The organism is Methylobacterium sp. Leaf100 (assembly GCF_001422845.1).
Lineage (GTDB): Bacteria > Pseudomonadota > Alphaproteobacteria > Rhizobiales > Beijerinckiaceae > Methylobacterium.
The window spans coordinates 269,634-291,314 of sequence record NZ_LMMW01000001.1 but is presented as its reverse complement, the minus strand read 5'-3'; the positions used below and the strand labels follow the sequence as shown (position 1 = coordinate 291,314).

The following is a 21,681-nucleotide window of genomic DNA, read 5'->3' as shown; positions in this document are numbered from 1 at the left end:
GTACCGAACCTCACGCTGTTGCGTGGGTGTCACATTCAGAAACGAAAACGGCACCGCCCCGGATATCCGACCCGACGCGACGCCCAGATCCAACCGATATGCCTCGTGCCTACGAGAGCTCGAGAGCCGTCAGGCGTAGACGTTGCCCGCCGTCTGCGGGAACCGCTCGGCGAGGGCCCGGCGCAACTTCTCCAGGGCCCGGTTCTCGATCTGGCGCACGCGCTCCTTCGAGATCCCGAGGCGCAGGCCGAGGGCTTCCAACGTCGCCTGATCCTCGGCGAGACGGCGCTCCTTGAGGATGCGCAGTTCGCGCTCCGACAGCACGGCCAGGGCTTCGTTGAGCCAGGTCAGGCGACGCTCGCCGTCGACCTGGGCCGAAACCGTCTCGTCGGGCAGGGCCGCGCCGTCCACGAGGAAGTCCATCCGCTCGGACGAGGCCTCGCTTTCCTCGCCGACGGGGGCGTTGAGGGACATGTCGGGCCCCGACAGGCGCGCGTCCATGAGGGCGACATCCTCGCGGGAGACGCCGATGGCAGTTGCGATGCGGCGGTGGATCTCGTCGCCGACATGCTCCTCGGTGGATTGCATGAGTCGGGCACGGAGGCGCCGCAAATTGAAGAAAAGGGCCTTCTGGGCCGAACTCGTGCCACCGCGAACGATGGACCAGTTGCGCAGGATGTAATCCTGGATCGAAGCGCGGATCCACCACGTGGCGTAGGTCGAGAACCTGACCTCCCGCTCCGGCTCGAACCGGGCGGCGGCCTCCATCAGACCGACATGCCCTTCCTGGACCAGATCCGCCATCGGCAGGCCGTAGTGGCGAAAGCGGCCCGCGATGGCGATGACGAGGCGCATATGGGCCTCGATCAGGCCGTGCAGGGCGCGCTCGTCGCGCTTGTCCTTCCAGCGGACGGCGAGGCCGCGTTCTTCGTCACGGGCAAGGAAAGGCGCTTCCATCGCCGTGCGTATGAACTGACGCCGTATCCCAGCGATGTCCGCCATCCCCGCCTCCGCCTCGTTGAAACGTTCGCTTCTGCCGCAAGATCGGAACGTCCCATTCGGGGGCGAACACACAGTCTTTGCGTGGCGACTGACAACGGAGGCGTCGCGGCGATTGTTCCCGCATCGCGCCTTGGTGAATACAGATCCGCGCAGGGGCAGCCGGGGCTCGATACGAAAAAGCCCGGCGCTGCTGCGCCGGGCCCGGATCTTCGTATCGATTCAGATGGCGCGGATGCGGCTCAGGCCGCCTCTTCCTGGATCTCGTCGGCCTCGGCCTCACCCTCGGCTTCCGCCTCGCCCTTGGCGCGGCGCGGCGACTTCGCCAGGCTCTGCTCGATGAGCTTGAGGGCCTCGGTCTCGGTGATGCGGTTCACCGAGGAAATCTCGCGCACGATGCGATCGAGGGCGGCCTCGTAGAGCTGACGCTCGCTGTAGGATTGCTCGGGCTGGGCCTCTGAGCGGAACAGATCGCGCACCACCTCGGTCACCGAGAGCAGGTCGCCCGAATTGATCTTGGCCTCGTATTCCTGGGCCCGGCGCGACCACATGGTGCGCTTGATCCGGGCGCGGCCGGTAAGCACGTCGAGGGCCTTCTTGACGAGCTCGGGCTCGGCGAGCTTGCGCATGCCGACGCTGTTGGCCTTCGCGGTGGGCACGCGCAGGACCATCTTGTCCTTCTCGAACGAGACGACGAACAGCTCGAGCTTGTACCCGGCGATCTCCTGCTCCTCGATGGCGGTGATGCGGCCGACACCATGCGCCGGATACACGACCGCTTCGCCGGTCTTGAAGCCTTGCCGGCCCGTTGCCGTCGTCTTCTTGGCTGTGGTCATGCGAGAAGCGCCTCCAGAACATCGCGCGGAATCGATCGCCGCGCCGAACCGTAACTCCCGGGGTGGGTCACCCGGCCTCAGCCCCTTGGCCGGAAGCCGATCCTCGAAAGAGGCCGGACCCACGGATTCCCAGGCTAACCGACACAGCGCAACGAAAGACCGTCCGCCGAAGGCGCCACGCGCCTCCAGCGGTCGATCGCATGCGACCTCGTTTTCTCAAGCTTGCGAGAGAGCCATCTGTCGAGGGCCGGAGGCAGCACGTCGGGCACGAACGACGGCAGGCCATAGGCATAGCACAATCGTGCCGCCGAATCAAAGGATTGCCGGCACAGGCTCACCCGGCGTCCAACGCGAATCCCCGGCGATCGCATCGCTTTGACGCAGGCCGGGACGCGCGAGCGGCATCGGGAGCGGCAAGCAGCGGACGGTTCGACCCGGCATCCGGCGCGGTCTCCCGGGCGCGACGATCCACCCAGCGCCATGGGCGCGGCAGGCGGTCGAGGCGGGGTCTCGTTCGTCCTCGACGCGTGTCAGTCGCCTTTGCCGGGGCTCGCCGAGAAGTGCGCCTCGAACTTGCCGGCGACCCCGTCCCACTCCTTGGCGTCGGCGGGGGCGTCCTTCTTCTGGGTGATGTTCGGCCAGGTCTTGGCGTAGTCGGCGTTGACCTTCAGCCAGGTCTCGAGGCTCGGCTCCGTGTCGGGCTTGATCGCCTCGGCGGGGCATTCCGGCTCGCACACGCCGCAATCGATGCATTCGTCGGGATGGATGACGAGCATGTTGTCGCCTTCGTAGAAGCAGTCCACCGGACACACCTCGACGCAGTCCATGTACTTGCACTTGATGCAATTGTCGGTGACGACGTAGGTCATGGGGCCTTCAGTCCTCGATCCGCGCCGGCCCGGACCGCGATGGGGAAACCCCGCCGACCCGATGGCTTTGCAAATCCGTTGACGCTTTGGCTGGTGCGGGTACCCGCTCCGCCTGATGGGGCAGGCTCTAGACCCTGGCCGAAGGGCTGACAAGCGCGGCAACCCGGCCCTGCGCAGTCGACGGTACCGGTGTCGTACGGGGGACACGGGGTGTTCAGCCCGGCGGCGTGTCGACGGCGGTCGTATCCAGGGAGGCCGTGTTGAGATCGGCATAGAGTGTCTGGGCTTCCGGCGCACCGCCGCGGCGTTCGCCGAGGTCGAGCACCCGCACCAGGGCGGTGGTGTGGGCCGCCGCCACGGTGACGACGTCGCCCACCGCGATGGCGGTGGCCGCCGCGTCGGCCCGACGTCCGTTCACCCGGACGTATCCCGCCTCGACAAGGCCCGCCGCGAGGGTGCGGGTCCGCGCGAAGCGCGCGAACCACAGCCATTTGTCGAGACGCTGGCGCCCCGGCTTCATCGAGTCACGGGCGCCTCAACGCTTGTTGCCCTCGCCCGCCTCGAGCTGGGCCTTGAGGGCGGCCAGCTTGGCGAAGGGCGAATCCGGGTCCGGGGCCCGCTCGCGGCGCTGCGGCCGCGGCTCGTCGCGCGGCGCCGCACGGGGTTCGTCGCGCCGGTCGGGACGGGTCCGGCCCGGCTCGAAGCGCTCGCGGCGCTGGGGACGACCGTTCTCGGGCCGTCCACCCTCGCGGCGTCCGCCCTCCGGACGCTCGCCGCCGGGGGCACCACCACGCGGGCGTCCCTGACCGTCGGACGCACCGGCACCGGCCTGACGGCGCTGATCCGGCCGACCTTCGCCGGGGGCGCGGTTGGCCACCCCGTCGCGGTCGCGACCACCACCACGCGGGCGGTTCTGACGCGGGGCGCTACGCTGCTGGCGCTGAAGCCGCCAGACCTCGACGGTGACGATCTCCGCCGCAGCGGCCTCGTCCTCGGCGCCTTCGCTCGTTGCGTCCTCGCCCTCAGCGCCGTCGGCCGACACGGCCTCGGTGGGGTGCTCGGCCGCGTCGGCGAGGCTGGCGGCCTCGGCCACGGGCTCGGGGGCCGGCTCAATTGTCTCGGCAGTCTCGTCCGAAGTCGTGTCTGCCGAAGTCGTTTCTACCGAAGTCGTCTCGGGCGTGGTCGCTTCTTCCGTGGTCGCTTCTTCCGAAACCGTCGCCGGCTCCGGTGCGGTGGCTTCGATGGGGTTCTCGATCAGGGGCGTCGCCACGGCGTCGGCCGTCGCGCCGGGCTCGATGGCGGCATCCACGGCCGTGGCGCCGTCGTGGCCCTCGGCCGCCTGAGCGGCTTCACCCTCTGCAGTGGGGGCATCGTCGTTCGCGGCGCCGTCCCCGGTCGTCGCGTCGGCCGTGTCATCGGCCGGCACGCTCACCTGTACGGGCTGGGTCGAGGCCGCGGGCAGCAGCGGCACGGTGATGGCCGGGCCCGGACGGGTCTCCGGGGCGTAGCCGAGCGACTTCAGGATCGAGGCGAAATCCTCGCCCGAGCAGCCGACCAGCGAGGTCATGCCCACGGTGGCCACGAAGGCGTCGCCGTCGGCGGTGCCGGCTGGCGCCTCGCCCGGCGTGGTGCCGGGGCGGTAGGCGATGGCCGGGCGGATGAGATCGGCGAGGCGCTCGAGGATGTCGACGCGCACGGCGCGCTCGCCGCACACCCGGAAGCCGGCGGCGCGGTAGAGGCCCTTGGCGATCTCGGGGTCGACCTTGATCGAGGTGCGGCCGGAGCTCGCAAGATGCGCGATCTCGTCGAGGCCGCGCTGGTCGAGGCCGCCGTTCTTGAGGGCCCAGAGCTGGGCCGCCAGGGTCCGGGGCGCCGGCTTCAATAGGGCCGGCAGGAAGATGTGATAGGCGCCGAAGCGCACGCCGTGGCGGCGGAGCGCCCCGCGGCCCTCCTGATCCAGGGTGCGCATCTCGTGCATCACCTTGGACCGTTCCAGGACGCCCAGCGACTCGACCACCTGATAGCCGATGCCCTTGGCGAGGCCCGTGAGGTCGGCCGCCGTCTCGATCTCCATGAGCGGCCCGAGGAGCCGCACCACGTGGGCCTTGAGCCAGGCGGTCAGCCGGCCCTCGACCTTGTCGCGGGCGGGGCCCGTGAGCTGCTCGTCGGCCAGCAGGCGCACGTGCGGCTCAAATAGCTTGTCGCCGGGCGTCAGCTTGGCCACCGGGTCGCCGGTCCAGCGCACGACGCCGTCGTGGCTCAGCACCAGGGACGCGTCGGCGGCGGCCGAGAACCGCTCGGCGCGGGCCTCGATCTCGCCGGCGAGCGCCTTCTCGGCCGCGCTGCGCAGGGTCTTGGCCTCATGCCCCTCCGCGCCGGGGTCCGGGACGAACTGGAAGCCATGCAGATGGCCGACATGCTGTCCCTCGACGGTAACGTCCCCGCCGGCGGTGATCTCAGCTTCCAACATCGTATTCTCTCTCAAGCGCCGCATCAGGACGCTGGTACGCCGGTCGACGAAACGACTTGCAAGGCGTTCGTGCAGGGCGTCGGACAGCCTGTCCTCTACCCGACGTGTCTCGCCCTGCCAATGCACCGGATCGATGAGCCAATCCGGCCGGTTCGCCACGAAGGTCCAGGTCCGCCCCTGCGCGATGCGCTGGGAGAGCGCGTCGATGTCGCCGTCGGTGCGGTCGATCATCGCCACGTGCTTGGCGAACCAGTCGTTGGGAATGCGCCCGGCCATGCCTCGCATGAGGAAGCGGAACAGCTGGGCGACGAGGTCGGCATGGGTCTGGGGATGGACCTTGCGGTAGTCCGGCACGCCGCACACGTCCCACAGCCGCTTCACCGTGGCGGGTGTGGAGGCCATGTCGCGGATGTCGTCCTCGCGCATGAGGATTTCCAGCGCCGACTGGTCCTCGCCCATGGGAGCACGGGTGAGGCCGCGTTCGCGCGGGTGCTCGTCGAGGCTCGCCTGCAGGGCCTTGAGGGAGGAGAAGTCGAGGTCCGGGTTGCGCCATTGCAGCACCCGCAGGGGCTCGAAATCGTGGGTCTCCAGGGCCTCGATCATCTCGGGCTCGAAGGGGGCGCAGCGCCCCGTGGAGCCGAAGGTCCCGTCCGAGAGGTGGCGCCCGGCCCGCCCCGCGATCTGCCCCATCTCGGGGGGCGTCAGCTTGCGGAAGCGGGTGCCGTCGTACTTCCAGTTCGCCGCGAAGGCGACGTGGTCGACGTCGAGGTTGAGGCCCATGCCCACCGCGTCGGTGGCGATGAGATAATCGACCTCGCCGGACTGGTAGAGCTCGACCTGGGCGTTGCGGGTGCGGGGCGACAGGGCGCCGAGCACCACCGCCGCGCCGCCGCGCTGGCGCCGGATCAGTTCGGCGATGGCGTAGACCTCCTCGGCCGAGAACGCCACGATGGCCGTGCGCCGGGGCAGGCGCCCGAGCTTCTTCTCGCCCGCGAAGGTCAGCTGCGACAGCCGGGGCCGCGTGGTAGTGTGGACGCCGGGGATCAGCGACTGCACCAGGGGCAGCATGGTCGAGGAGCCGATCAGCAGGGTCTCCTCGCGCCCGCGCTGGTGCAGCAGGCGGTCGGTGAAGACGTGGCCCCGGTCCATGTCGGCGGCGAGCTGGATCTCGTCGATGGCCACGTAGGCGACGTCGAGGTCGCGCGGCATCGCCTCGATGGTGGAGATCCAGTAGCGCGGCCGGTCGGGTTTTATTTTTTCCTCACCCGTGACGAGGGCGACCTTGTCGACCCCGACCTTGGCCACCACCCGCAGGTAGACCTCGCGCGCCAGCAGCCGCAGGGGCAGGCCGATCATACCCGTCGGGTGGGCGAGCATCCGCTCGATGGCGAGGTGGGTCTTGCCGGTGTTGGTCGGCCCGAGCACCGCCGTGACGCCGCGTGCGCGGGCCTGCGGGGGGAGGGAGGGGCGGAGCATGGGCGCGGGGCGGTCCCTTCGGCGAGACAGGCCGGCGACGGTGAACGTGTCGCGCGGGAAAGGCCCGGTCAGTCGCCCCGGCGTGGGCGACGTGGCGGTCCACGCTCATATGGGGCGCCGGCCCCGGTTCCGCCAAGGCCATCGGGGCCAGGTCGGCCCGCGTCGTAACCGCCGCCCGGGTCGTATCCCCCCGGACCCGCACCGCCGAGGCCCGGCACGCCGTAGATCTCGATCCGGGTCCGGGACGGCGGCGCCGCGAGGTCGGCGCAAAGGGTATCGGGCATGGCCGTGAGCGGCCTGCCCCGGGGGCGGCGCCCCTCCACCACCTCGGCCGAGGAATAGGCGTCGCCGCCGCACCCGGAATCGTCGGTGTTCAAGGGGGCCGCCGCGGCGGGGCCGGCGGCGAGCAGGAGGGCGAGGACGGGACGGAAGCGTCGCATCCGCAGGGTCAGCGCTGCTCGCCGAGGCTCGCGAGGGTGCCGGTCGTGGGCGCCCCGGCCGTCGTCGTGCCGCCGCTGCGGTTCCAGCGCGTCGCCTCGATGATGTTGGTGCCGATGGTGGTGCGCACGGAGATGCGGATCGGCAGGAGCACGCGGGTGCCCTCCACGGGCGCGAGCCACACGGACATGTCGCGGTTGTCCTCCATGAACTTCACCCCCGGCCGGTCGGGCCGGTGACCCGCGATGGCCTGGTAGCGGGCGTTGCAGACGAGGATCGGCCCCGAATAACCCGGCTTCTCCACCGTGCGGGTCTCGCCGTAGCTCAGCACCACGTCGAAGCGGGTGGCGCCGTCGAAGACCGGCAGGGTGCGGTTGCAATTGGCCGGGTCGATGAGCTCGCCCCGGGCCACGGCGGGCATCATCAGGGCGCTCGCCGGATCGATGACGCCGCGCTTGTTCTCGGGCGTGATCGGCACGCGGTCGCCCATGTCGACCAGCGGCGGGGTGATTTCGGCCTGGGTGACGGTGCCGCGCGCCAGTGCCATCCGCACGGCGATGCCGGAATTCGAGGTCTTGGTGGAGATGGCGAAGGCGCTCGGCTGCGGGCCGGTGGCGATGAGGCCGCTGGCGCGGGCCGAGCCCATGCCGCCCGTCACCGCGCCGACGAGGCCCGTGAGCCGGGCCGACACGTCCATGCGGTAGCGCGTGCTCTCGAAGGCCCCCGTCACCTGGGCGGTGCCGATGGGGATGCCGGCGAGCGCGATGCCGTAATCGACGGTGACGTTGGCGGGGGCGGCGGCGGACGCCTTGGGGCGCGCCTGAACCGGCGCCGTCGCGACCATGAGGGCGGCGAGAGCCGCGAAGGAAAGGCTGGCGCTGGGGAAACGCTGGGCGCACATGGCTGGGAACTCGGGGTGCTGCGAGGATGCCCGGTCGAGACGTGGCCGGGTCCGTAGTCCCGCATCGTCCGCTCCCATGGTTAACACATCGTTGGACCGGTGCCAGCTTGACCGTGCCGAGGCTGAATAAGGCCGCGATGCCTTGACGCCTGGGGCACCCTTCCCCTATAGGCTCGCGCCTTCAATGAGAACGCCGCTCCACCGGGCTTGGCGTGCGTGAGACCCATTCGCGGGTGTCCCGCCATCGCCCTGTCGGACATGCGGAACGAACCGGGAAGTTTGATTATGTCGCGCCGTTGCGAACTCACGGGCAAAGCCGTGCAGACCGGCCACCTCGTGAGCCACTCGAACCGCAAGACCAAGTGCCGGTTCCTTCCGAACCTGTGCCAGGTCACCCTGCAGTCGGACGCCCTGAAGCGTCGGGTGCGCTTGCGCGTCACCGCCCATGCCCTGCGCTCCGTCGAGCACCGTGGCGGCCTCGATGCCTTCCTCATCAAGGCGCGCGAAATCGAGCTGTCGCAGACGGCCCGCCTGATCAAGCGCGAGCTGCACAAGAAGCTCGCCGAGGTCGAGACCCCCGTCGCCGCCTGAAGGCCGACGGGCCGGCCCCTGAGCCGGACCAGACATCTCAGTCGAAGCCGTCGCCCGCTTGAGTGCGGGCGGCGGCTTCGTCGTGTCCGGGGTGTCTCCGGTCGCGTGCGGGTGGGGCGCCGCGACCCGGATTGACGCGGCTCCGACCGGATTGTACCGATCGGTACAGCGCTGGCGAATCGGCGCGCCAGGAGTTCGCATGTCCGACGCCCGTCCGCCCCTGCCGCCCTTCACCCGCGAGACCGCGATTCAGAAAGTCCGCGCCGCCGAGAACGGCTGGAACGGACGCGACCCCCACAAGGTCGCCCTGGCCTACACGCCCGACAGCCGCTGGCGGAACCGCTCGGAGTTCTTCACCGGGCGCCCCGCCATCGTGGCGTTCCTCGAGGCGAAGTGGGCGCGCGAGCACGAGTACCGGCTGATCAAGGAGCTGTGGGCGTTCACCGAGAACCGCATCGCCGTGCGCTTCGCCTACGAGTTCCACGATGCCGCCGGCGCGTGGTTCCGCGCCTACGGCAACGAGAACTGGGAGTTCGACGCCAACGGCCTGATGCGGATGCGCCACGCCAGCATCAACGATCTGCCCATCACCGAGAACCAGCGTCTGTTCCGCTGGGCGGCGCCCGGCCCGCGGCCGGAGGATCACCCGGGGCTCACCGAACTCGGGCTGTGAGCGCCGCGGCCCCGGGCGCGCGGGAGGCGGCGATCCCGGCGCTCGCGGAGGTGTTTCGCGAGCATGGTTACGCCGGGGCCAGCCTCGCCCTGCTCGGTGCCCGCGCGGGGCTCGGCAAGGGCAGCCTCTACCACGCCTTTCCCGGCGGCAAGGCCGAGATGGCGGACGCCGTCCTCGACAGCATCGGCGCCTGGTTCGAGGCGGAGATCTACGCAGCCCTGCGGGACGATCCCGACCCCCGCGCCGCCATCCGGCGCATGCTGTCGGAGACGGATGCGTATTTCCGCTCGGGGCGACGGGTCTGCCTCGTCGGCGCGCTCGCCCTGTCGGAGAGGCGCGACCGATTCGGGATGCGGATCGCGGGGTATTTCGCGGCGTGGCGGGATGCCCTCACGGGAGCGCTGCACCGCGCCGGCCGGGCGGAGGCCAAGATCCTGGCCGAGGACGCCGTCCTGGCGATCCAGGGCGGCCTCGTCCTCGCCCGCGCCCTCGACGATCCCGGCGTGTTCGAACGCCTGCTCGCTCGCCTGGAGCGGCAGCTCTGTGGGACGCCATGAGCCTAGGGATGCGTTCGTCTTTGCAGGGGCGATTCATCCGACCGGCGTCCCGACTACTCCGCCCCCGGCGTCCCGGAATTGCGTCGTCACCCAGGTGAACGGGCGACGGGCCGGCTCAGGCCGCCGCCAGAGTATGGCCGCGGGCCGCCGCCAGAACTGCCTCGGCCGGGACGTTCACCCAGGTCTCGCCATCCGCCCCCGGATTCGCCCGCACCCAGTCGCCCGCAATCCGGTAGCCGAGGGTGTAGCCGTACCACCGCGGATACGCGTCGGACCCGAAGAACCAGGCCGCGTGATCGTAGTCGCGCGCCGCGAGAAGAGCCGCGTCGGGGCGCTGCGCCGCGAGCGCGGTGTCATCGAAGGCGTTTTCCCACGGTTCGGGGGCCGCGCCGAACAGGCGCTCCACGAACCGGCCCGCCAGGCCTTCGCTGACCAGGGCTTCGCCGAGGGTCCAGCCGTAGCCGGGCCCGGCCATGCGCAGGCAGTGATGGGCTTCGTGCACCACGGTCCGGCGGATGTCCCCGTCCGCCAGCACGCCTACGAAATTGGGATTGTCCGGGTCGATGGTCAGGGAGAACAGAGTCGAAGCGTAGGCCCGGCCACCGGTTCCGGTCTCAGGTAGGACCCCGTCGGCGTCGCGCTGCACGAGGATGTCGAGGGGGCGCACCGGTACCAAGCCGACGATGGCGCGGCGGGCGATTTCCACCTCCGCGGTGATCGCGTCGCGCCAGGGGCCGAGATCGCCCGAGGCTTCGAGCCAGTGCAGGTGCCACGTCATCGCGGGATCCGGGTCGGTTTGGATGCCTGCCTCTCAAGCATCGCGTTTCACAGACGACAAGCGATATCGCAACGCCCGCGTGCAGCCGGGCGGCGATGAAACCGACGTCGGGGGTCTAGCGCCGCCCGCCCGCGCGTGAGGCTTTGCGCCCACCGTTGCCCGCATCCTCCTCGAACAGCTCCGCCAGCTTCTCCGTCATCGCGCCGCCGAGTTCCTCGGCGTCGATGATGGTCACGGCGCGGCGGTAGTAGCGGGTCACGTCGTGGCCGATGCCGATGGCGAGGAGCTCGACGGGGGAGCGGGTCTCGATGTCCTCGATCATCCAGCGCAGGTGGCGCTCGAGGTAGTTGCCCGGATTGACCGACAGGGTCGAATCGTCCACCGGCGCGCCGTCTGAGATCACCATGAGGATCTTGCGCTGCTCCGGCCGGGCGATGAGGCGCTTGTGCGCCCAATCGAGGGCTTCGCCGTCGATGTTCTCCTTCAGCAGCCCCTCGCGCATCATCAGCCCGAGGTTCTTTCGCGCCCGGCGCCAGGGAGCGTCGGCGCTCTTGTAGACGATGTGGCGCAGGTCGTTGAGGCGACCGGGCGCGTTCGGCTTCGACGCGGCGAGCCACGCCTCGCGCGATTGCCCACCCTTCCACGCCCGGGTGGTGAAGCCCAGGATCTCCACCTTGACGCCGCAGCGTTCCAGGGTCCGCGCCAGGATGTCGGCGCAGGTGGCCGCCACGGTGATGGGCCGGCCGCGCATGGAGCCGGAATTGTCGAGCAGCAGGGTCACGACGGTGTCGCGGAAGTTTGTGTCCTTCTCCTGCTTGAAGGAGAGGGGCTGGAACGGGTCCGTCACCACCCGCACGAGGCGGGCGGGGTCGAGCTGGCCCTCCTCGAGGTCGAAATCCCAGGCGCGGTTCTGCTGGGCCAGGAGCCGGCGCTGGAGCCGGTTGGCGAGGCGCCCGACCACGCCCTGCAGGTGGGCGAGCTGCTTGTCGAGGTAGGTCCGCAGGCGTGCCAACTCCTCGGCGTCGCAAAGGTCCTCGGCGTGGATCACCTCGTCGAAGCGGGGATTGAACACCTTGTAGTCGGGGCCGCGGGCCTCGTTGCCCCGAGACGAAGGCGGCCGCCAAGCCTCCGAGGCCTCCTCCGATTCGGCGTTCTCGGCCTCCTCCGGCAGTTCGCCGGACGGGGCGTCGGCCGATTCGGTGGCGCCCTCCTGGAGGTCGTCGGAGGCCTCTTCCGACACCTCCATCTCGGCGCGGTCGCCCTGCGACTGCTCCTCGGCCTCTCCCTCGCTCGGGGTCTGCTCGTCGTCCTGGGACTCGCCCTCGTCGTCGTCGTTGTCGTCGTCCTCGGGGTCGAACGGCGTCTCGTCGGCCATGTCGAGGGAGCTGAGGAGGTCGCGCACGGAGCGGGCGAAGGCGCGCTGGTTCTCGAGTGCGCCGATGAGCCCGTCGAGGTTCGGCCCGGCCTTGTCCTCGATATGGGCGCGCCAGAGGTCGACGATCTTCTGCGCCGCCGGCGGGGGCGCCTGGCCGGTGAGGCGCTCGCGCACCATGAGGGCGACGGCGTCCTCCATGGGGGCGTCGGCCCGGTCGGTGATCGCCTCGTACTTGCCGCCGCGATGGTAGCGGTCCTCCAGCATGGCGGAGAGGTTCGAGGCGACGCCCGACATCCGCCGCGCGCCGATGGCCTCGACCCGGGCCTGCTCGACGGCGTCGAACACCGCCCGCGCGCCGGAATTCTCGGGCGCCAGACGGCGATGGACGGCCACATCGTGGCAGCCGAGCCGAAGCGCCATGGAATCGGCGTTGCCGCGCAGGATCGCCACGTCGCCGGGCGTCAGCTTGCGCGGCGGTTCGGGCAGGCGCGCCTTGTCGCCGGTCAGCGCCGGCCGGTCGCTGGCATAGACCACCTCGACCTCGGCCCGCTTGGCGATGGCGCGCAGGCAACCGGCCACCGAGCGCTTCAGCGGTTCGGCGACGGGCTCGCGGCGTTCGCCGGCTTTGCGGTTGGAGATGCTCACGGGCGCTGCTTCTTCACCGAGTCAAAATCGAAGGGCCGGTTCAGGATGTCGTCCCATTCGTAGGGGCATTCGGGGGGAAACTCATCCGGCGGGAGGTGCGTCTCGTCGGACGCCCACTCCCGTGCGTCCGGGTAGGCGTTGCCCAGAGCCTCGTCGATGCGCGACTTCAGACCGGGGTTGCTCGCCAGAATGCGCTCGTAGCGGCGACGCTGCTCGCGGATCGAGAAGATCCAGCTCGGCGTACGGTGCTCGGGCTGCTGATCCCATTTGAGCATGTGCATCACGAGGACGCGCAAGGCGCTCTGAAGCTTGCCGAACTCGCTCTCGGACAAGCTCTCCAACTCCTCGGCAATATGATCGAGATCGAGCGCATCGACCCGCCCGGCACGGAGAAGCGCCACCTGCTCCTGCACCCAGGTGTAAAGGTCGTCCTCGTAGCGCGTCCGGCCGGGGACCACCTCCCCCGTACGCGGTCCGCCCTTCACAGCCGGCTCGCCCATCGCGTCCTCCGCCAAAGATTCCCTAGCTCAGGGCCACGTTCGAGGCGCTCTCGGGCAGGTCCTTGCCGAAGGCGCGCTGGTAGAATTCCGCCACGAGGGTGCGCTCCAGCTCATCGCACTTGTTGAGGAACGTCACCCGGAAGGCGAAGCCGATATCCTGGAAGATGTCGGCGTTCTCGGCCCAGGTGATGACCGTGCGGGGGCTCATGACCGTCGACAGGTCGCCGTTCATGAACGCATTGCGGGTCAGATCGGCCACGCGCACCATCTTGCTGACGATCTCGCGGCCGCCGTCGCGCTGGTAGTGCAGGGCCTTGGACAGGACGATGTCGACCTCGCGGTCGTGGGGCAGGTAGTTGAGGGTGGTGACGATGGACCAACGGTCCATCTGGCCCTGATTGATCTGCTGGGTGCCGTGATAGAGGCCCGAGGTGTCGCCGAGGCCCACGGTGTTGGCGGTGGCGAACAGCCGGAAGGCCGGGTGCGGGCGGATGACCCGCTTCTGGTCCAGCAGGGTCAGGCGGCCGGAGAGTTCGAGGACGCGCTGGATCACGAACATCACGTCGGGCCGGCCGGCATCGTACTCGTCGAACACCAGGGCGACGTTGTTCTGCAGGGCCCAGGGCAGGATGCCGTCCTGGAAGGCGGTGATCTGCTTGCCCTCCTGTAGCACGATGGCATCCTTGCCGACGAGATCGATGCGCGAGACGTGGCTGTCGAGGTTGATCCGGATGCAGGGCCAGTTCAGGCGGGCGGCGACCTGCTCGATATGGGTCGACTTGCCGGTGCCGTGATAGCCCGTGACCATGACGCGGCGGTTGCGGGCGAAGCCCGCCAGGATCGCCAGGGTGGTCTCCCGGTCGAAGATGTAGTCCGGGTCGAGGTCGGGCACATGCTCGTCGGTCTTCGTGAAGGCCGGAACCATGAGGTCGAGGTCGATGCCGAAGGCCTCGCGCACGGAGACGGTCCGGTCGGGCAGCGAGGCGGGCGAGACGTCAGAGAGCATACGGGACCTCGTGGAGCGGGCGCCGGCGGGACCGGAACACGCGGGGGGCTGTGTCGGGCGAGAGGGGCGCGACGCGCGCGGAGCCGCTTTCGCCCCGTCATCTAGGGGACGGCGCCGGGGGACGCCAAGGGTGGATGCCACACGAAAGAGACGTGGTCGGGCACGATATAGGGCGCCGCGCGCCGATTGCCGCCCAGGCCCGGGCCGACCAGACCTGCAAATCCGACCAGACCTGCAAATCCGACCGGATCCCGAAAATCCACGCAGGGTTCGTGCCGCTCTCAGCACAACCCGGCGGCGCGCAGGGCGTCGTGGGCGCGGATGATGTCGCGCAGGCGCTCCTCGAACGAGCGGTCGCCGCCGTTGGCGTCGGGGTGGAAGCGCTTCACCAGCACCTTGTACTGCGCCTTGATGGCCGCCGAATCGGCGTTCTCGTCGAGCCCGAGGACGTCGAGGGCCTTGAGGGTGGCCGAGGAATGGCGCGGCCGGCGCGGCTCGGGCGCGCGCTTGCGCCGGGCGGTCTCGCCGACGCCCTCGGCGCGCAGGATGTCGAGGGGATCGACATAGGCCCAGTCGCGCGTGGCCTCGGGCTTCGGCTTCGCCGCGGCGGTGGCGGGGTTCACCCCCATGGCCCAGGTCGGGCGATGGCCGATGATGGCGTCCTTCTGGAAGGCCTGCACGGCGGCGTCGTTCATGCCGTCGAAGTAGTTGTACGTGGCGTTGTAGGCCTTCACGTGGTCCATGCAGAAGCGCCAGTACTGCCCCTCCGCCTTCCGGCCCTTGGGGGCGCGGTAGAGCCCGGGGTTCTGGCAGCCGGGCGTGTCGCAGCCCTGCGCCGACGCCTTCTTGGGCTCGTCGCAGGTGCGCTTGATGCGGATGCTGTCGAACAGGGGCGAGTTGAGATCCATGATGGGGCGATTATGAGAGGGCGGGTCGCAGACACAAGAGCACCGGGCCTGATGCCGCATGCGGCCATCGGGGGTTGACGGGAGCGGCGGCCGAGCCCCCGAACGGGCGAGCCCCGAACGCGACATCATTCGCCCGGAAGGAGACCGCACCATGACGACCATGAGGGACTGGATCGACGAGACCCTGCGATCCGCGCTCGCGCCGACGCATCTCGACGTGATCGACGAATCGCACCTGCATGCGGGCCATGCCGGGGCGCGGCCCGAGGGCGAGACCCATTTCAGACTGGATGTCGTCTCGGCGGCCTTCGACGGCAAGAGCCGGGTCGAGCGCCACCGCATCGTCAACGGCGCCCTCGATCCGGCGTTCAAGCGCGGCCTGCACGCCCTGGCGGTGCGGGCGCGGACGCCGTCCGAGGCCGCCTGACCGAACGGACCGGAGATCGTCGCCGTGGCGCTTCAGTGCACGCCCCAGATCAGCATCGACGAAGCGGAGCTGGAGGAGAGCTTCGTGCGCGCCTCGGGGCCCGGCGGGCAGAACGTCAACAAGCTGTCCACCGCGGTGCAGCTGCGCTTCGATGCGCGGCGCTCGCCGTCCCTGCCCAACGCCGTCGCGGTGCGGCTGATGCGGCTCGCCGGCCGGCGCCTGACGCTGGACGGCATCATCGTCATCTCGGCCCAGCAGCACCGGACCCAGGACCGCAACCGGGCCGATGCCCGCGAGCGCCTCGCCGCCCTGGTGGCGGAGGCCGCCGTGCCGCCGACCCCGCGCCGGGCCACGCGCCCGACGCTGGCCTCGAAGAAGCGGCGCCTCGACGAGAAGTCGAAGCGCGGCGACACCAAGCGCCTGCGTGGGGACCGGGGCGACGGGTGATCCCCGCCCCCCGCCGGCCTCAGGGCGTCGGGGCGGCGGTGCCGTCCGGCGGATGGTGCTCGACCTCGCCGCTGACGTAGGGGCTGCCGGGCTTGGCGATGGTGAGCACCAGGGCGATCACGGCGAGCAGCGCCGCCACGGCCGCCGGAAACAGGAACGCGTCCTCGCCGTAATACATCTGCAGCACGCCGCCGATGACCGCGCCGGTGCTGAGCGCCGCCCACAGGGGCGCCTGGATCCAGAACGACGGCGCCACCACGCCGAGGAGCAGGTTGGCGAGCCCGGTTCCGAACCGCACCACCGCGCCGGTGACGTAGGTGAGCGCCAGGCTGCGGCCGCCCTCGTCCTGCAGGGTCGCGTTCTGCAGGCCGAGCGCGATGACGATGGGATAGGCGTGGAGCGGGAACGCGAAGGTGCCGTGCGGGATGATCAGCCCGATGGTGAGCAGCACCGCCTGGAGCAGCAGCAGCACGGACAGGCGCCAGCGCCCGACCCAGGCGGCGATGAGCGTGCCCGCGAAGGCGCCGAAGCAGAACAGGATGATGACGGAGGCGACGCGCGAGGTGCTCTCCCAGTCGAAACGACTGACAGACACGCCGAACCGCGTGGTGTTCCCGCTCATGAACGACATGAACAGCTGCGAGAACTCGAGGAAGCCGATGGAATCGGCGCAGCCCGCCACGGCCGAGAGGGCGAGGGCGAACGGGATGCGCGTTCGCGCGCTGGCGGGAAACGCCTTGCTCTGCGGGTCTGCCATGGAATCTCCAGAGGATCGGCCCCGGGGAGGGGCAGGGAAACGGCCCGACGCAGGGACGGCGCCACGACGCGGGATTGCCGGTCCCCATACGCGCCCGGGCGCGCAATGGGATTCCGGGGTGTCGTCGAATCTGGCCATGGCGTGCCGTGCGGCACCTGTCCACCGTTCCGCCTCACGGGGACGGGATGATCGGCTGACGTTCGCGTGATCCGGCTTGCCGGCGACCCACCCTCGCCCGTGATCCGAACTCGCCCGGGATCCGGACCGGATCAGCCGGGCCGGCGGGCGACGACGATGCGTCCCGGAACGGGCAGGCCGCGTTCGCGCCGGAGGGTCGCGGGGGCGAGGCATTCGAGGACGAGGCCGGCCCGCGCCACGGCCCGTTCCACCAGGGCGTCGCCATGGGCGTAGCGGGCGTCCGCGCCGAGCACGAGGCCGTCGCCCGCATGGGATTGCACGCTGAAGCCGAGGCGCCCACCCGGCCGCAGGATTGTTGCGGCCCCGTCGAGGAGGCCGGTGAGGCCGCCGACATAGATCATCACGTCGGCGGCGGTGACGAGGTCGGTCCCGGCCGGCCGCTCCGCCGCGAGGCCGGCCACGAGGTCGGCCTCGACGAGGCGGGCGTAGCGCTTCCCCCGTGCGGCCTCGGCCAGCATGAGGGGCGAAAGGTCGATGCCCGTGAGGTGGCGCGCCCGGTCGCCCAGGGCCGCGCCCACGAGGCCGGTGCCGCAGCCGAGGTCGAGCACGGTGTCGTAGACCGCCGGTGCGTCCGGCAGGCGATCGAGGGCCGCGACGAGGAGTTCGGGGGCCCGGTAGGCGAGGTCGTCCACGAGGTGGCGCTCGAACCGAGACGCGTAGGCGTCGAACAGGGCACGGATGTAGGCCGGGGAGATCGCGCCCAGAACGTCGCCGTCGCCGTCCTCCCGGCGGCCCGCGCCGATCTGCGCCAGGGCGAGGCGGGCGCCCTGCGTATCGTCGGGGTCGAGGTCGAGGGCCGCCGCGTAGGCCCGCAGCGCCGCGTGGTGGTCGCGGAGGTCGCCGTGGGTGACGTAGCGGGCCTCCCGCGCCCGGCCGAGGAGAAACCAGGCCGGGGCGTAGCGGGGCGCGATCTCCAGGGTCTGCTCCGCCATCTCGGCGGCCCCCAGGGCATCGCCCTCGGCCAGGCACCCCTCGGCGTAGGCGTAGCGTCTGTCGGCGAGGAACTCGCCGGAACCGGAGGGGCGTGACATGCTGGGTGGGGGTGGCCGCTTCGCTCGGGGATCGGGCGCCCTATATGCCGCGCCGATGACCTTCAGCGCCAGCGATCTCCTCACCCTGACCCGCGAGGGGCTGTATTGCCCCCTCGGCGATTTCCACGTCGATCCGACTTGGCCCGTGCCCCGGGCCCTGATCACCCACGGCCACGCCGACCACGCCCGTGCCGGGCACGGGCAGGTGCTCGCCACGGGCCAGACCCTGCGGATCATGGCCGTGCGCTACGGCGAGGATTTCTGCGAGGCCCGTCAGGAGGCGCGCCTGGGGGAGGATATCCGCGTCGGCGACGTCACCGTCCGCTTCGCCCCCGCCGGGCACGTCCTCGGCTCGGCCCAGATCGCGATCCAGGCGCGGGGTGTGCGCGTCGTGGTCTCGGGCGACTACAAGCGCGCGCCCGATCCGACCTGCCTGCCCTTCGAGGTCATGCCCTGCGACGTGTTCATCACCGAGGCGACCTTCGGCCTGCCGGTGTTCCGCATGCCCGACACCCGGGACGAGGTGCAGAAGCTCCTCGATTCCGTGGCGCTGTTCCCCGAGCGCGCCCACATCGTCGGCGCCTACGCGCTCGGCAAGGCCCAGCGGGTGATGGCCCTCCTGCGGCAGGCCGGCTACGACCGGCCGATCTACCTCCACGGCGCCATGGAGAAGTTGACGGAGCTGTACAAGCAGGAGGGGATTCCGCTTGGCGAGACCCCCAAGGTCGTCGCGGCCGAGCGCGGAAAACTCCACGGCGCCATCGTGCTGTGCCCGCCCTCCGCCATCCAGGACGTGTGGTCGCGAAAATTCCCCGATCCCGTCGCCTCCTTCGCGTCGGGCTGGATGCGGGTGCGCGCCCGTGCCCGCCAGAAGGGCGCCGAACTCCCCCTGTGCATCTCCGACCATTCCGACTGGCCCGACCTCTGCCGCACGATCCGGGAGACCGGGGCCGGGGAGGTCTGGGTGACCCACGGGCAGGAGGACGCCCTGGTGCATTGGTGCGGGACGCAGGGGATCAAGGCCAAGCCCCTGCACCTGCTGGGCTACGGCGACGACGGCGAGGCCGAGCCGGGCGTCGCGGAGGTCGCCGCGTGAACCACTTCGCCCAGCTCCTCGACCGCCTCGCCTACGAGCCGCGCCGCAACGCCAAACTGCGCCTGCTGCAGGACTACCTTTCGCGGACCCCCGACCCCGAACGCGGCTTCGCCCTCGCGGCCATGACCGGCAACCTGACCTTTCGCGAGGCGAAGCCCGCGATGATCCGCGGGCTGGTGGAGGCGCGGGTCGATCCGGTGCTGTTCGCCCTGTCGCACAACTACGTCGGCGATCTCGCCGAGACCACGGCGCTGATCTGGCCGAGCTCCGCCGCTTCCCCTCTCCCCGCCGGGCGGGGAGAGGGCCGCGACGACCTTGGCGTCGGCGCGGCAAGCCCGAGGGGCGAGGGTGAGGGGGTGTCTCCGGATGTGCCACGTCCGACGGCGCCCCCTCACCCGCGGCTGCCGCCTCGCTCTGCCGACGACGAGGTCGACAGAGCCCTCTCACCGCAGGCGGGGAGAGGGGTTGGTCCCGGCCACAACAACCCGCCGCCCCACATCCCGACCCTGTCGGAGGTGGTTGAGACCCTCGCCACCGTGAAGAAGGCCGATTTGCCGGCCCGCCTCGCCGAGTGGCTCGACGCCCTCGACGAGACCGGGCGCTGGGCGCTCCTCAAGCTCATCACCGGGGCCTTGCGCGTCGGCGTCTCGGCGCGTCTGGCCAAGACCGCCGTGGGGGCGCTCGGCGGCCACGAGGCCGACGCGGTGGAGGAGGTCTGGCACGGGATGGTGCCGCCGTACCTGAGCCTGTTCGCCTGGGTCGAGGGGAGGGCCGAGCGTCCGACGACGCTGAACCCGGCGCCGTTCCGGCCGCCGATGCTGTCGCACCCCATCGACGCCGAGACGGACTTCGAAAAACTCGATCCGGCGGCGTTCTCGGGCGAGTGGAAGTGGGACGGCATCCGCGTCCAGCTGTCCGGCGGGCGCGACGAGGCCGGCGTGCAGGTCGCGCGGGTCTATTCGCGCACGGGCGAGGACATCACCGACGCGTTTCCGGATCTGGCCCAAGCCATCACCTTCACGGGCACGCTGGACGGCGAATTGCTGATCCTGAAGGAATCCCGCGTCCAGAGCTTCAACGTCCTGCAGCAGCGCCTCAACCGCAAGGCGGTGACCCCGAAGCTCCTGGAGGAATTCCCCGCCCATGTCCGGGCCTACGACCTCCTCACGGCGGAGGGCGCGGACCTGCGCCCGCTGCCCTTCGCCGAGCGCCGGGCGCGGCTGGAGACGTTCGTCGGCGCCCTCGACCACGCCCGCATCGATCTCTCACCCCTCGTGCCCTTCGCCACCTGGGAGGACCTCGCCGAGGCGCGCGCCGACCCCGGTGCGGTCGGGGCGGGGGAGGATGCCGACGCCATCGAGGGCGTGATGCTGAAGCTGCGCGACAGCCCCTACCTGCCCGGCCGCCCCAAGGGGCCGTGGTGGAAGTGGAAGCGCGAGCCCCACCTCGTCGACGCCGTGATGATGTACGCCCAGCGCGGCCACGGGAAGCGCTCGTCGTTCTATTCGGACTACACCTTCGGCGTCTGGCGCCCCCGCGCGGACGGCAGCCTCGAACTGGTGCCCGTGGGCAAGGCCTATCACGGCTTCACCGACGCGGAACTGGCCAAGCTCGACCGCTACGTCCGCAACCACACCACCAAGCGCTTCGGCCCCGTGCGCGAGGTCGCGTACGGCCTCGACGAGGGGCTGGTGCTGGAGATCGCCTTCGAGGGGGTGCAGCGCTCGACCCGGCACAAGTCGGGCGTCGCGCTCCGCTTCCCCCGCGTCCACCGCATCCGCTGGGACAAGCCGGCGGCGGAGGCCGATCGCATCGCCCTCCTCGAAACCATCCTGGCCCGGGGGACGAGCGAGATCGCCCCGGGCGCCACCCTGGAGATCCCCTCATGACCCGTGGCGCCCGCATCGGCGAACTCGACGGCTTCCGGGCGGGCCCGGTGAGCCGGCAGGCGAGCGCCCGCCTCGTGGTGGCGACGGAGGGCCCCGGCTTCACCGACATCACCGGACGCGTCGCCGCGTTCGTGGCCCGCAGCGGCGTCGCGCACGGCGTGCTGACGGTGTTCTGCCGGCACACCTCGGCCTCCCTGACCATCCAGGAGAACGCCGACCCGGACGTGCAGACCGACCTCATGACCGCCCTCGACGGGTTCGCCCCGCGCCACGGCGCCTACGTGCACGGCAGCGAGGGACCGGACGACATGCCGGCCCATATCCGCACCCTGGTGACGGATGCGAGCCTCGCCGTGCCGGTGCTGGACGCCCGCCTCGCGCTGGGCACCTGGCAGGGCATCTATCTCATCGAGCACCGCGACCGGCCGCACCGGCGGGAGGTTGTTCTGGCGGTTGTGGGAGGATAGTTCGTACAACCCAGGCGCTTGAAGGCGTTCCTCCTGGCAACGACGATCGCCGATGCCTGAAATCCGCCGGACGATCATTTTCGGGCATTGGCTCGATGCGCTTCGAGATCGCCGCGCCGCCGCGCGGATCGAAATGCGTCTCGATCGCTTGCGTCTCGGTAATCCGGGCGACGTCCGACCCGTCGGTGGGGGGATCAGCGAGATGCGGATCGATTACGGTCCAGGGTACAGGGTCTATTTTTCGCGACGCGGAAGCGATCTGGTTATTCTGCTCTGCGGCGGCGATAAATCGACCCAGTCGAACGATATTCGCGCCGCACACGCCTTGGCACACCAGGAGTAGGGCA

The 21,681-nt window shown here is 70.5% G+C and carries 23 protein-coding genes; 9 read left to right on the top strand and 14 right to left on the bottom strand.

The window, feature by feature from the left end; all coding sequences use genetic code 11:
* Positions 1 to 129 precede the first annotated feature (129 nt).
* The 7 genes from ASF25_RS01300 to ASF25_RS01270 form a co-directional block, all read right to left on the bottom strand.
* Complete coding sequence (locus ASF25_RS01300) at positions 130 to 1,002, bottom strand: RNA polymerase factor sigma-32 (RefSeq protein WP_056171967.1); 873 nt, start codon at positions 1,000 to 1,002, stop codon at positions 130 to 132.
* A gap of 239 nt (positions 1,003 to 1,241) precedes the next feature.
* On the bottom strand, positions 1,242 to 1,835 hold the full coding sequence (locus tag ASF25_RS01295; protein WP_056263635.1) for a CarD family transcriptional regulator: 594 nt from the start codon (positions 1,833 to 1,835) through the stop codon (positions 1,242 to 1,244).
* Between the two features lie 530 nt (positions 1,836 to 2,365).
* Positions 2,366 to 2,704, bottom strand: a complete 339-nt coding sequence (gene fdxA / locus ASF25_RS01290; protein ID WP_056171963.1) for a ferredoxin FdxA — start codon at positions 2,702 to 2,704, stop codon at positions 2,366 to 2,368.
* A gap of 214 nt (positions 2,705 to 2,918) precedes the next feature.
* Positions 2,919 to 3,224: an RNA-binding S4 domain-containing protein gene (locus ASF25_RS01285; RefSeq protein ID WP_056171960.1), complete on the bottom strand. Its 306-nt coding sequence runs from the start codon at positions 3,222 to 3,224 to the stop codon at positions 2,919 to 2,921.
* A gap of 15 nt (positions 3,225 to 3,239) precedes the next feature.
* Positions 3,240 to 6,650 carry a helicase-related protein gene (locus ASF25_RS01280; protein ID WP_056302789.1) on the bottom strand — a complete coding sequence of 1,137 codons (3,411 nt, stop codon included), beginning with the start codon at positions 6,648 to 6,650 and terminating at the stop codon, positions 3,240 to 3,242.
* 68 nt (positions 6,651 to 6,718) lie between these two features.
* Positions 6,719 to 7,090, bottom strand: coding sequence for a hypothetical protein (locus tag ASF25_RS01275; RefSeq protein WP_082502421.1), 372 nt, complete (start codon positions 7,088 to 7,090; stop codon positions 6,719 to 6,721).
* Positions 7,091 to 7,098: 8 nt separating this feature from the next.
* Positions 7,099 to 7,932, bottom strand: coding sequence for a DUF3108 domain-containing protein (locus tag ASF25_RS01270; RefSeq protein WP_056303147.1), 834 nt, complete (start codon positions 7,930 to 7,932; stop codon positions 7,099 to 7,101).
* Between the two features lie 342 nt (positions 7,933 to 8,274).
* Between ASF25_RS01270 and rpmB the strand changes: the two genes are divergently transcribed.
* The 3 genes from rpmB (at position 8,275) to ASF25_RS01255 (ending at position 9,810) form a co-directional block, all read left to right on the top strand.
* Positions 8,275 to 8,580 carry a 50S ribosomal protein L28 gene (gene rpmB / locus ASF25_RS01265; RefSeq protein ID WP_056087207.1) on the top strand — a complete coding sequence of 102 codons (306 nt, stop codon included), beginning with the start codon at positions 8,275 to 8,277 and terminating at the stop codon, positions 8,578 to 8,580.
* A gap of 199 nt (positions 8,581 to 8,779) precedes the next feature.
* Positions 8,780 to 9,253, top strand: coding sequence for a nuclear transport factor 2 family protein (locus ASF25_RS01260; protein ID WP_056302787.1), 474 nt, complete (start codon positions 8,780 to 8,782; stop codon positions 9,251 to 9,253).
* Positions 9,250 to 9,810, top strand: a complete 561-nt coding sequence (locus tag ASF25_RS01255) for a TetR/AcrR family transcriptional regulator (RefSeq protein ID WP_056302784.1) — start codon at positions 9,250 to 9,252, stop codon at positions 9,808 to 9,810. Before ASF25_RS01260 ends, ASF25_RS01255 begins: the two co-directional genes overlap by 4 nt.
* A 115-nt stretch (positions 9,811 to 9,925) precedes the next feature.
* Here the strand turns inward: ASF25_RS01255 and ASF25_RS01250 are convergent, their stop codons facing one another.
* The 5 genes from ASF25_RS01250 to ASF25_RS01230 all read right to left on the bottom strand — a co-directional run bounded on the left by ASF25_RS01250 (position 9,926) and on the right by ASF25_RS01230 (position 15,022).
* Positions 9,926 to 10,588 (bottom strand): DUF2268 domain-containing putative Zn-dependent protease, encoded by a 663-nt coding sequence (locus ASF25_RS01250; protein ID WP_056302783.1) that lies wholly within the window; start codon positions 10,586 to 10,588, stop codon positions 9,926 to 9,928.
* Between the two features lie 115 nt (positions 10,589 to 10,703).
* Positions 10,704 to 12,608: a cobaltochelatase subunit CobT gene (cobT, locus tag ASF25_RS01245; protein WP_056302782.1), complete on the bottom strand. Its 1,905-nt coding sequence runs from the start codon at positions 12,606 to 12,608 to the stop codon at positions 10,704 to 10,706.
* Positions 12,605 to 13,108, bottom strand: a complete 504-nt coding sequence (locus tag ASF25_RS01240) for a DUF29 domain-containing protein (RefSeq protein ID WP_056302781.1) — start codon at positions 13,106 to 13,108, stop codon at positions 12,605 to 12,607. The genes cobT and ASF25_RS01240 overlap by 4 nt, the downstream gene beginning before the upstream one ends.
* 22 nt (positions 13,109 to 13,130) lie before the next feature.
* Positions 13,131 to 14,114 carry a cobaltochelatase subunit CobS gene (gene cobS / locus ASF25_RS01235; protein ID WP_056171938.1) on the bottom strand — a complete coding sequence of 328 codons (984 nt, stop codon included), beginning with the start codon at positions 14,112 to 14,114 and terminating at the stop codon, positions 13,131 to 13,133.
* 281 nt (positions 14,115 to 14,395) lie between these two features.
* Positions 14,396 to 15,022: a DnaJ domain-containing protein gene (locus ASF25_RS01230; protein ID WP_056263650.1), complete on the bottom strand. Its 627-nt coding sequence runs from the start codon at positions 15,020 to 15,022 to the stop codon at positions 14,396 to 14,398.
* Positions 15,023 to 15,173: 151 nt separating this feature from the next.
* Between ASF25_RS01230 and ASF25_RS01225 the strand changes: the two genes are divergently transcribed.
* The gene (locus ASF25_RS01225; RefSeq protein WP_056302780.1) at positions 15,174 to 15,449 is read left to right on the top strand and encodes a BolA family protein; all 276 of its coding nucleotides are present in this window, start codon (positions 15,174 to 15,176) and stop codon (positions 15,447 to 15,449) included.
* Positions 15,450 to 15,473: 24 nt separating this feature from the next.
* A complete protein-coding gene (arfB, locus tag ASF25_RS01220) occupies positions 15,474 to 15,896 on the top strand; it encodes an alternative ribosome rescue aminoacyl-tRNA hydrolase ArfB (RefSeq protein ID WP_200927262.1) in 423 nt (140 codons plus the stop codon).
* Positions 15,897 to 15,915: 19 nt separating this feature from the next.
* On the opposite strand, the gene ASF25_RS01215 is transcribed toward arfB, so the two are convergent.
* Both ASF25_RS01215 and ASF25_RS01210 read right to left on the bottom strand, forming a co-directional pair.
* On the bottom strand, positions 15,916 to 16,653 hold the full coding sequence (locus tag ASF25_RS01215) for a YoaK family protein (RefSeq protein ID WP_056302776.1): 738 nt from the start codon (positions 16,651 to 16,653) through the stop codon (positions 15,916 to 15,918).
* 269 nt (positions 16,654 to 16,922) lie between these two features.
* Positions 16,923 to 17,882 (bottom strand): methyltransferase, encoded by a 960-nt coding sequence (locus ASF25_RS01210; RefSeq protein ID WP_056302774.1) that lies wholly within the window; start codon positions 17,880 to 17,882, stop codon positions 16,923 to 16,925.
* A gap of 55 nt (positions 17,883 to 17,937) precedes the next feature.
* Here ASF25_RS01210 and ASF25_RS01205 point away from each other — a divergent pair, with 55 nt between their 5' ends.
* Genes ASF25_RS01205 through ASF25_RS21660 form a run of 4 tightly spaced genes read left to right on the top strand, consistent with a single transcriptional unit; the run spans position 17,938 to position 21,677 of the window.
* On the top strand, positions 17,938 to 18,978 hold the full coding sequence (locus ASF25_RS01205) for a ligase-associated DNA damage response exonuclease (RefSeq protein WP_056302772.1): 1,041 nt from the start codon (positions 17,938 to 17,940) through the stop codon (positions 18,976 to 18,978).
* A complete protein-coding gene (locus tag ASF25_RS01200; RefSeq protein ID WP_056302770.1) occupies positions 18,975 to 20,867 on the top strand; it encodes a cisplatin damage response ATP-dependent DNA ligase in 1,893 nt (630 codons plus the stop codon). The genes ASF25_RS01205 and ASF25_RS01200 overlap by 4 nt, the downstream gene beginning before the upstream one ends.
* Positions 20,864 to 21,334 carry a secondary thiamine-phosphate synthase enzyme YjbQ gene (locus tag ASF25_RS01195; RefSeq protein ID WP_056302769.1) on the top strand — a complete coding sequence of 157 codons (471 nt, stop codon included), beginning with the start codon at positions 20,864 to 20,866 and terminating at the stop codon, positions 21,332 to 21,334. The genes ASF25_RS01200 and ASF25_RS01195 overlap by 4 nt, the downstream gene beginning before the upstream one ends.
* 52 nt (positions 21,335 to 21,386) lie before the next feature.
* On the top strand, positions 21,387 to 21,677 hold the full coding sequence (locus ASF25_RS21660; protein ID WP_082502420.1) for a type II toxin-antitoxin system RelE/ParE family toxin: 291 nt from the start codon (positions 21,387 to 21,389) through the stop codon (positions 21,675 to 21,677).
* The last annotated feature ends 4 nt before the right edge of the window (positions 21,678 to 21,681 follow it).

What these genes read in the sequence shown, in the direction of transcription:
- ASF25_RS01215 (WP_056302776.1), bottom strand. Translation starts at nt 16,653, where the DNA reads ATGGCAGACCCGCAGAGCAAGGCGTTTCCCGCCAGCGCGCGAACGCGC.
- ASF25_RS01240 (WP_056302781.1), bottom strand. Translation starts at nt 13,108, where the DNA reads ATGGGCGAGCCGGCTGTGAAGGGCGGACCGCGTACGGGGGAGGTGGTC.
- ASF25_RS01280 (WP_056302789.1), bottom strand. Translation starts at nt 6,650, where the DNA reads ATGCTCCGCCCCTCCCTCCCCCCGCAGGCCCGCGCACGCGGCGTCACG.
- ASF25_RS21660 (WP_082502420.1), top strand. Translation starts at nt 21,387, where the DNA reads ATGCCTGAAATCCGCCGGACGATCATTTTCGGGCATTGGCTCGATGCG.
- ASF25_RS01275 (WP_082502421.1), bottom strand. Translation starts at nt 7,090, where the DNA reads ATGCGACGCTTCCGTCCCGTCCTCGCCCTCCTGCTCGCCGCCGGCCCC.
- ASF25_RS01300 (WP_056171967.1), bottom strand. Translation starts at nt 1,002, where the DNA reads ATGGCGGACATCGCTGGGATACGGCGTCAGTTCATACGCACGGCGATG.
- ASF25_RS01295 (WP_056263635.1), bottom strand. Translation starts at nt 1,835, where the DNA reads ATGACCACAGCCAAGAAGACGACGGCAACGGGCCGGCAAGGCTTCAAG.
- fdxA (WP_056171963.1), bottom strand. Translation starts at nt 2,704, where the DNA reads ATGACCTACGTCGTCACCGACAATTGCATCAAGTGCAAGTACATGGAC.
- ASF25_RS01270 (WP_056303147.1), bottom strand. Translation starts at nt 7,932, where the DNA reads ATGGTCGCGACGGCGCCGGTTCAGGCGCGCCCCAAGGCGTCCGCCGCC.
- ASF25_RS01230 (WP_056263650.1), bottom strand. Translation starts at nt 15,022, where the DNA reads ATGGATCTCAACTCGCCCCTGTTCGACAGCATCCGCATCAAGCGCACC.
- ASF25_RS01195 (WP_056302769.1), top strand. Translation starts at nt 20,864, where the DNA reads ATGACCCGTGGCGCCCGCATCGGCGAACTCGACGGCTTCCGGGCGGGC.
- ASF25_RS01210 (WP_056302774.1), bottom strand. Translation starts at nt 17,882, where the DNA reads ATGTCACGCCCCTCCGGTTCCGGCGAGTTCCTCGCCGACAGACGCTAC.
- ASF25_RS01285 (WP_056171960.1), bottom strand. Translation starts at nt 3,224, where the DNA reads ATGAAGCCGGGGCGCCAGCGTCTCGACAAATGGCTGTGGTTCGCGCGC.
- ASF25_RS01205 (WP_056302772.1), top strand. Translation starts at nt 17,938, where the DNA reads ATGACCTTCAGCGCCAGCGATCTCCTCACCCTGACCCGCGAGGGGCTG.
- rpmB (WP_056087207.1), top strand. Translation starts at nt 8,275, where the DNA reads ATGTCGCGCCGTTGCGAACTCACGGGCAAAGCCGTGCAGACCGGCCAC.
- ASF25_RS01260 (WP_056302787.1), top strand. Translation starts at nt 8,780, where the DNA reads ATGTCCGACGCCCGTCCGCCCCTGCCGCCCTTCACCCGCGAGACCGCG.
- ASF25_RS01250 (WP_056302783.1), bottom strand. Translation starts at nt 10,588, where the DNA reads ATGACGTGGCACCTGCACTGGCTCGAAGCCTCGGGCGATCTCGGCCCC.
- cobS (WP_056171938.1), bottom strand. Translation starts at nt 14,114, where the DNA reads ATGCTCTCTGACGTCTCGCCCGCCTCGCTGCCCGACCGGACCGTCTCC.
- ASF25_RS01225 (WP_056302780.1), top strand. Translation starts at nt 15,174, where the DNA reads ATGACGACCATGAGGGACTGGATCGACGAGACCCTGCGATCCGCGCTC.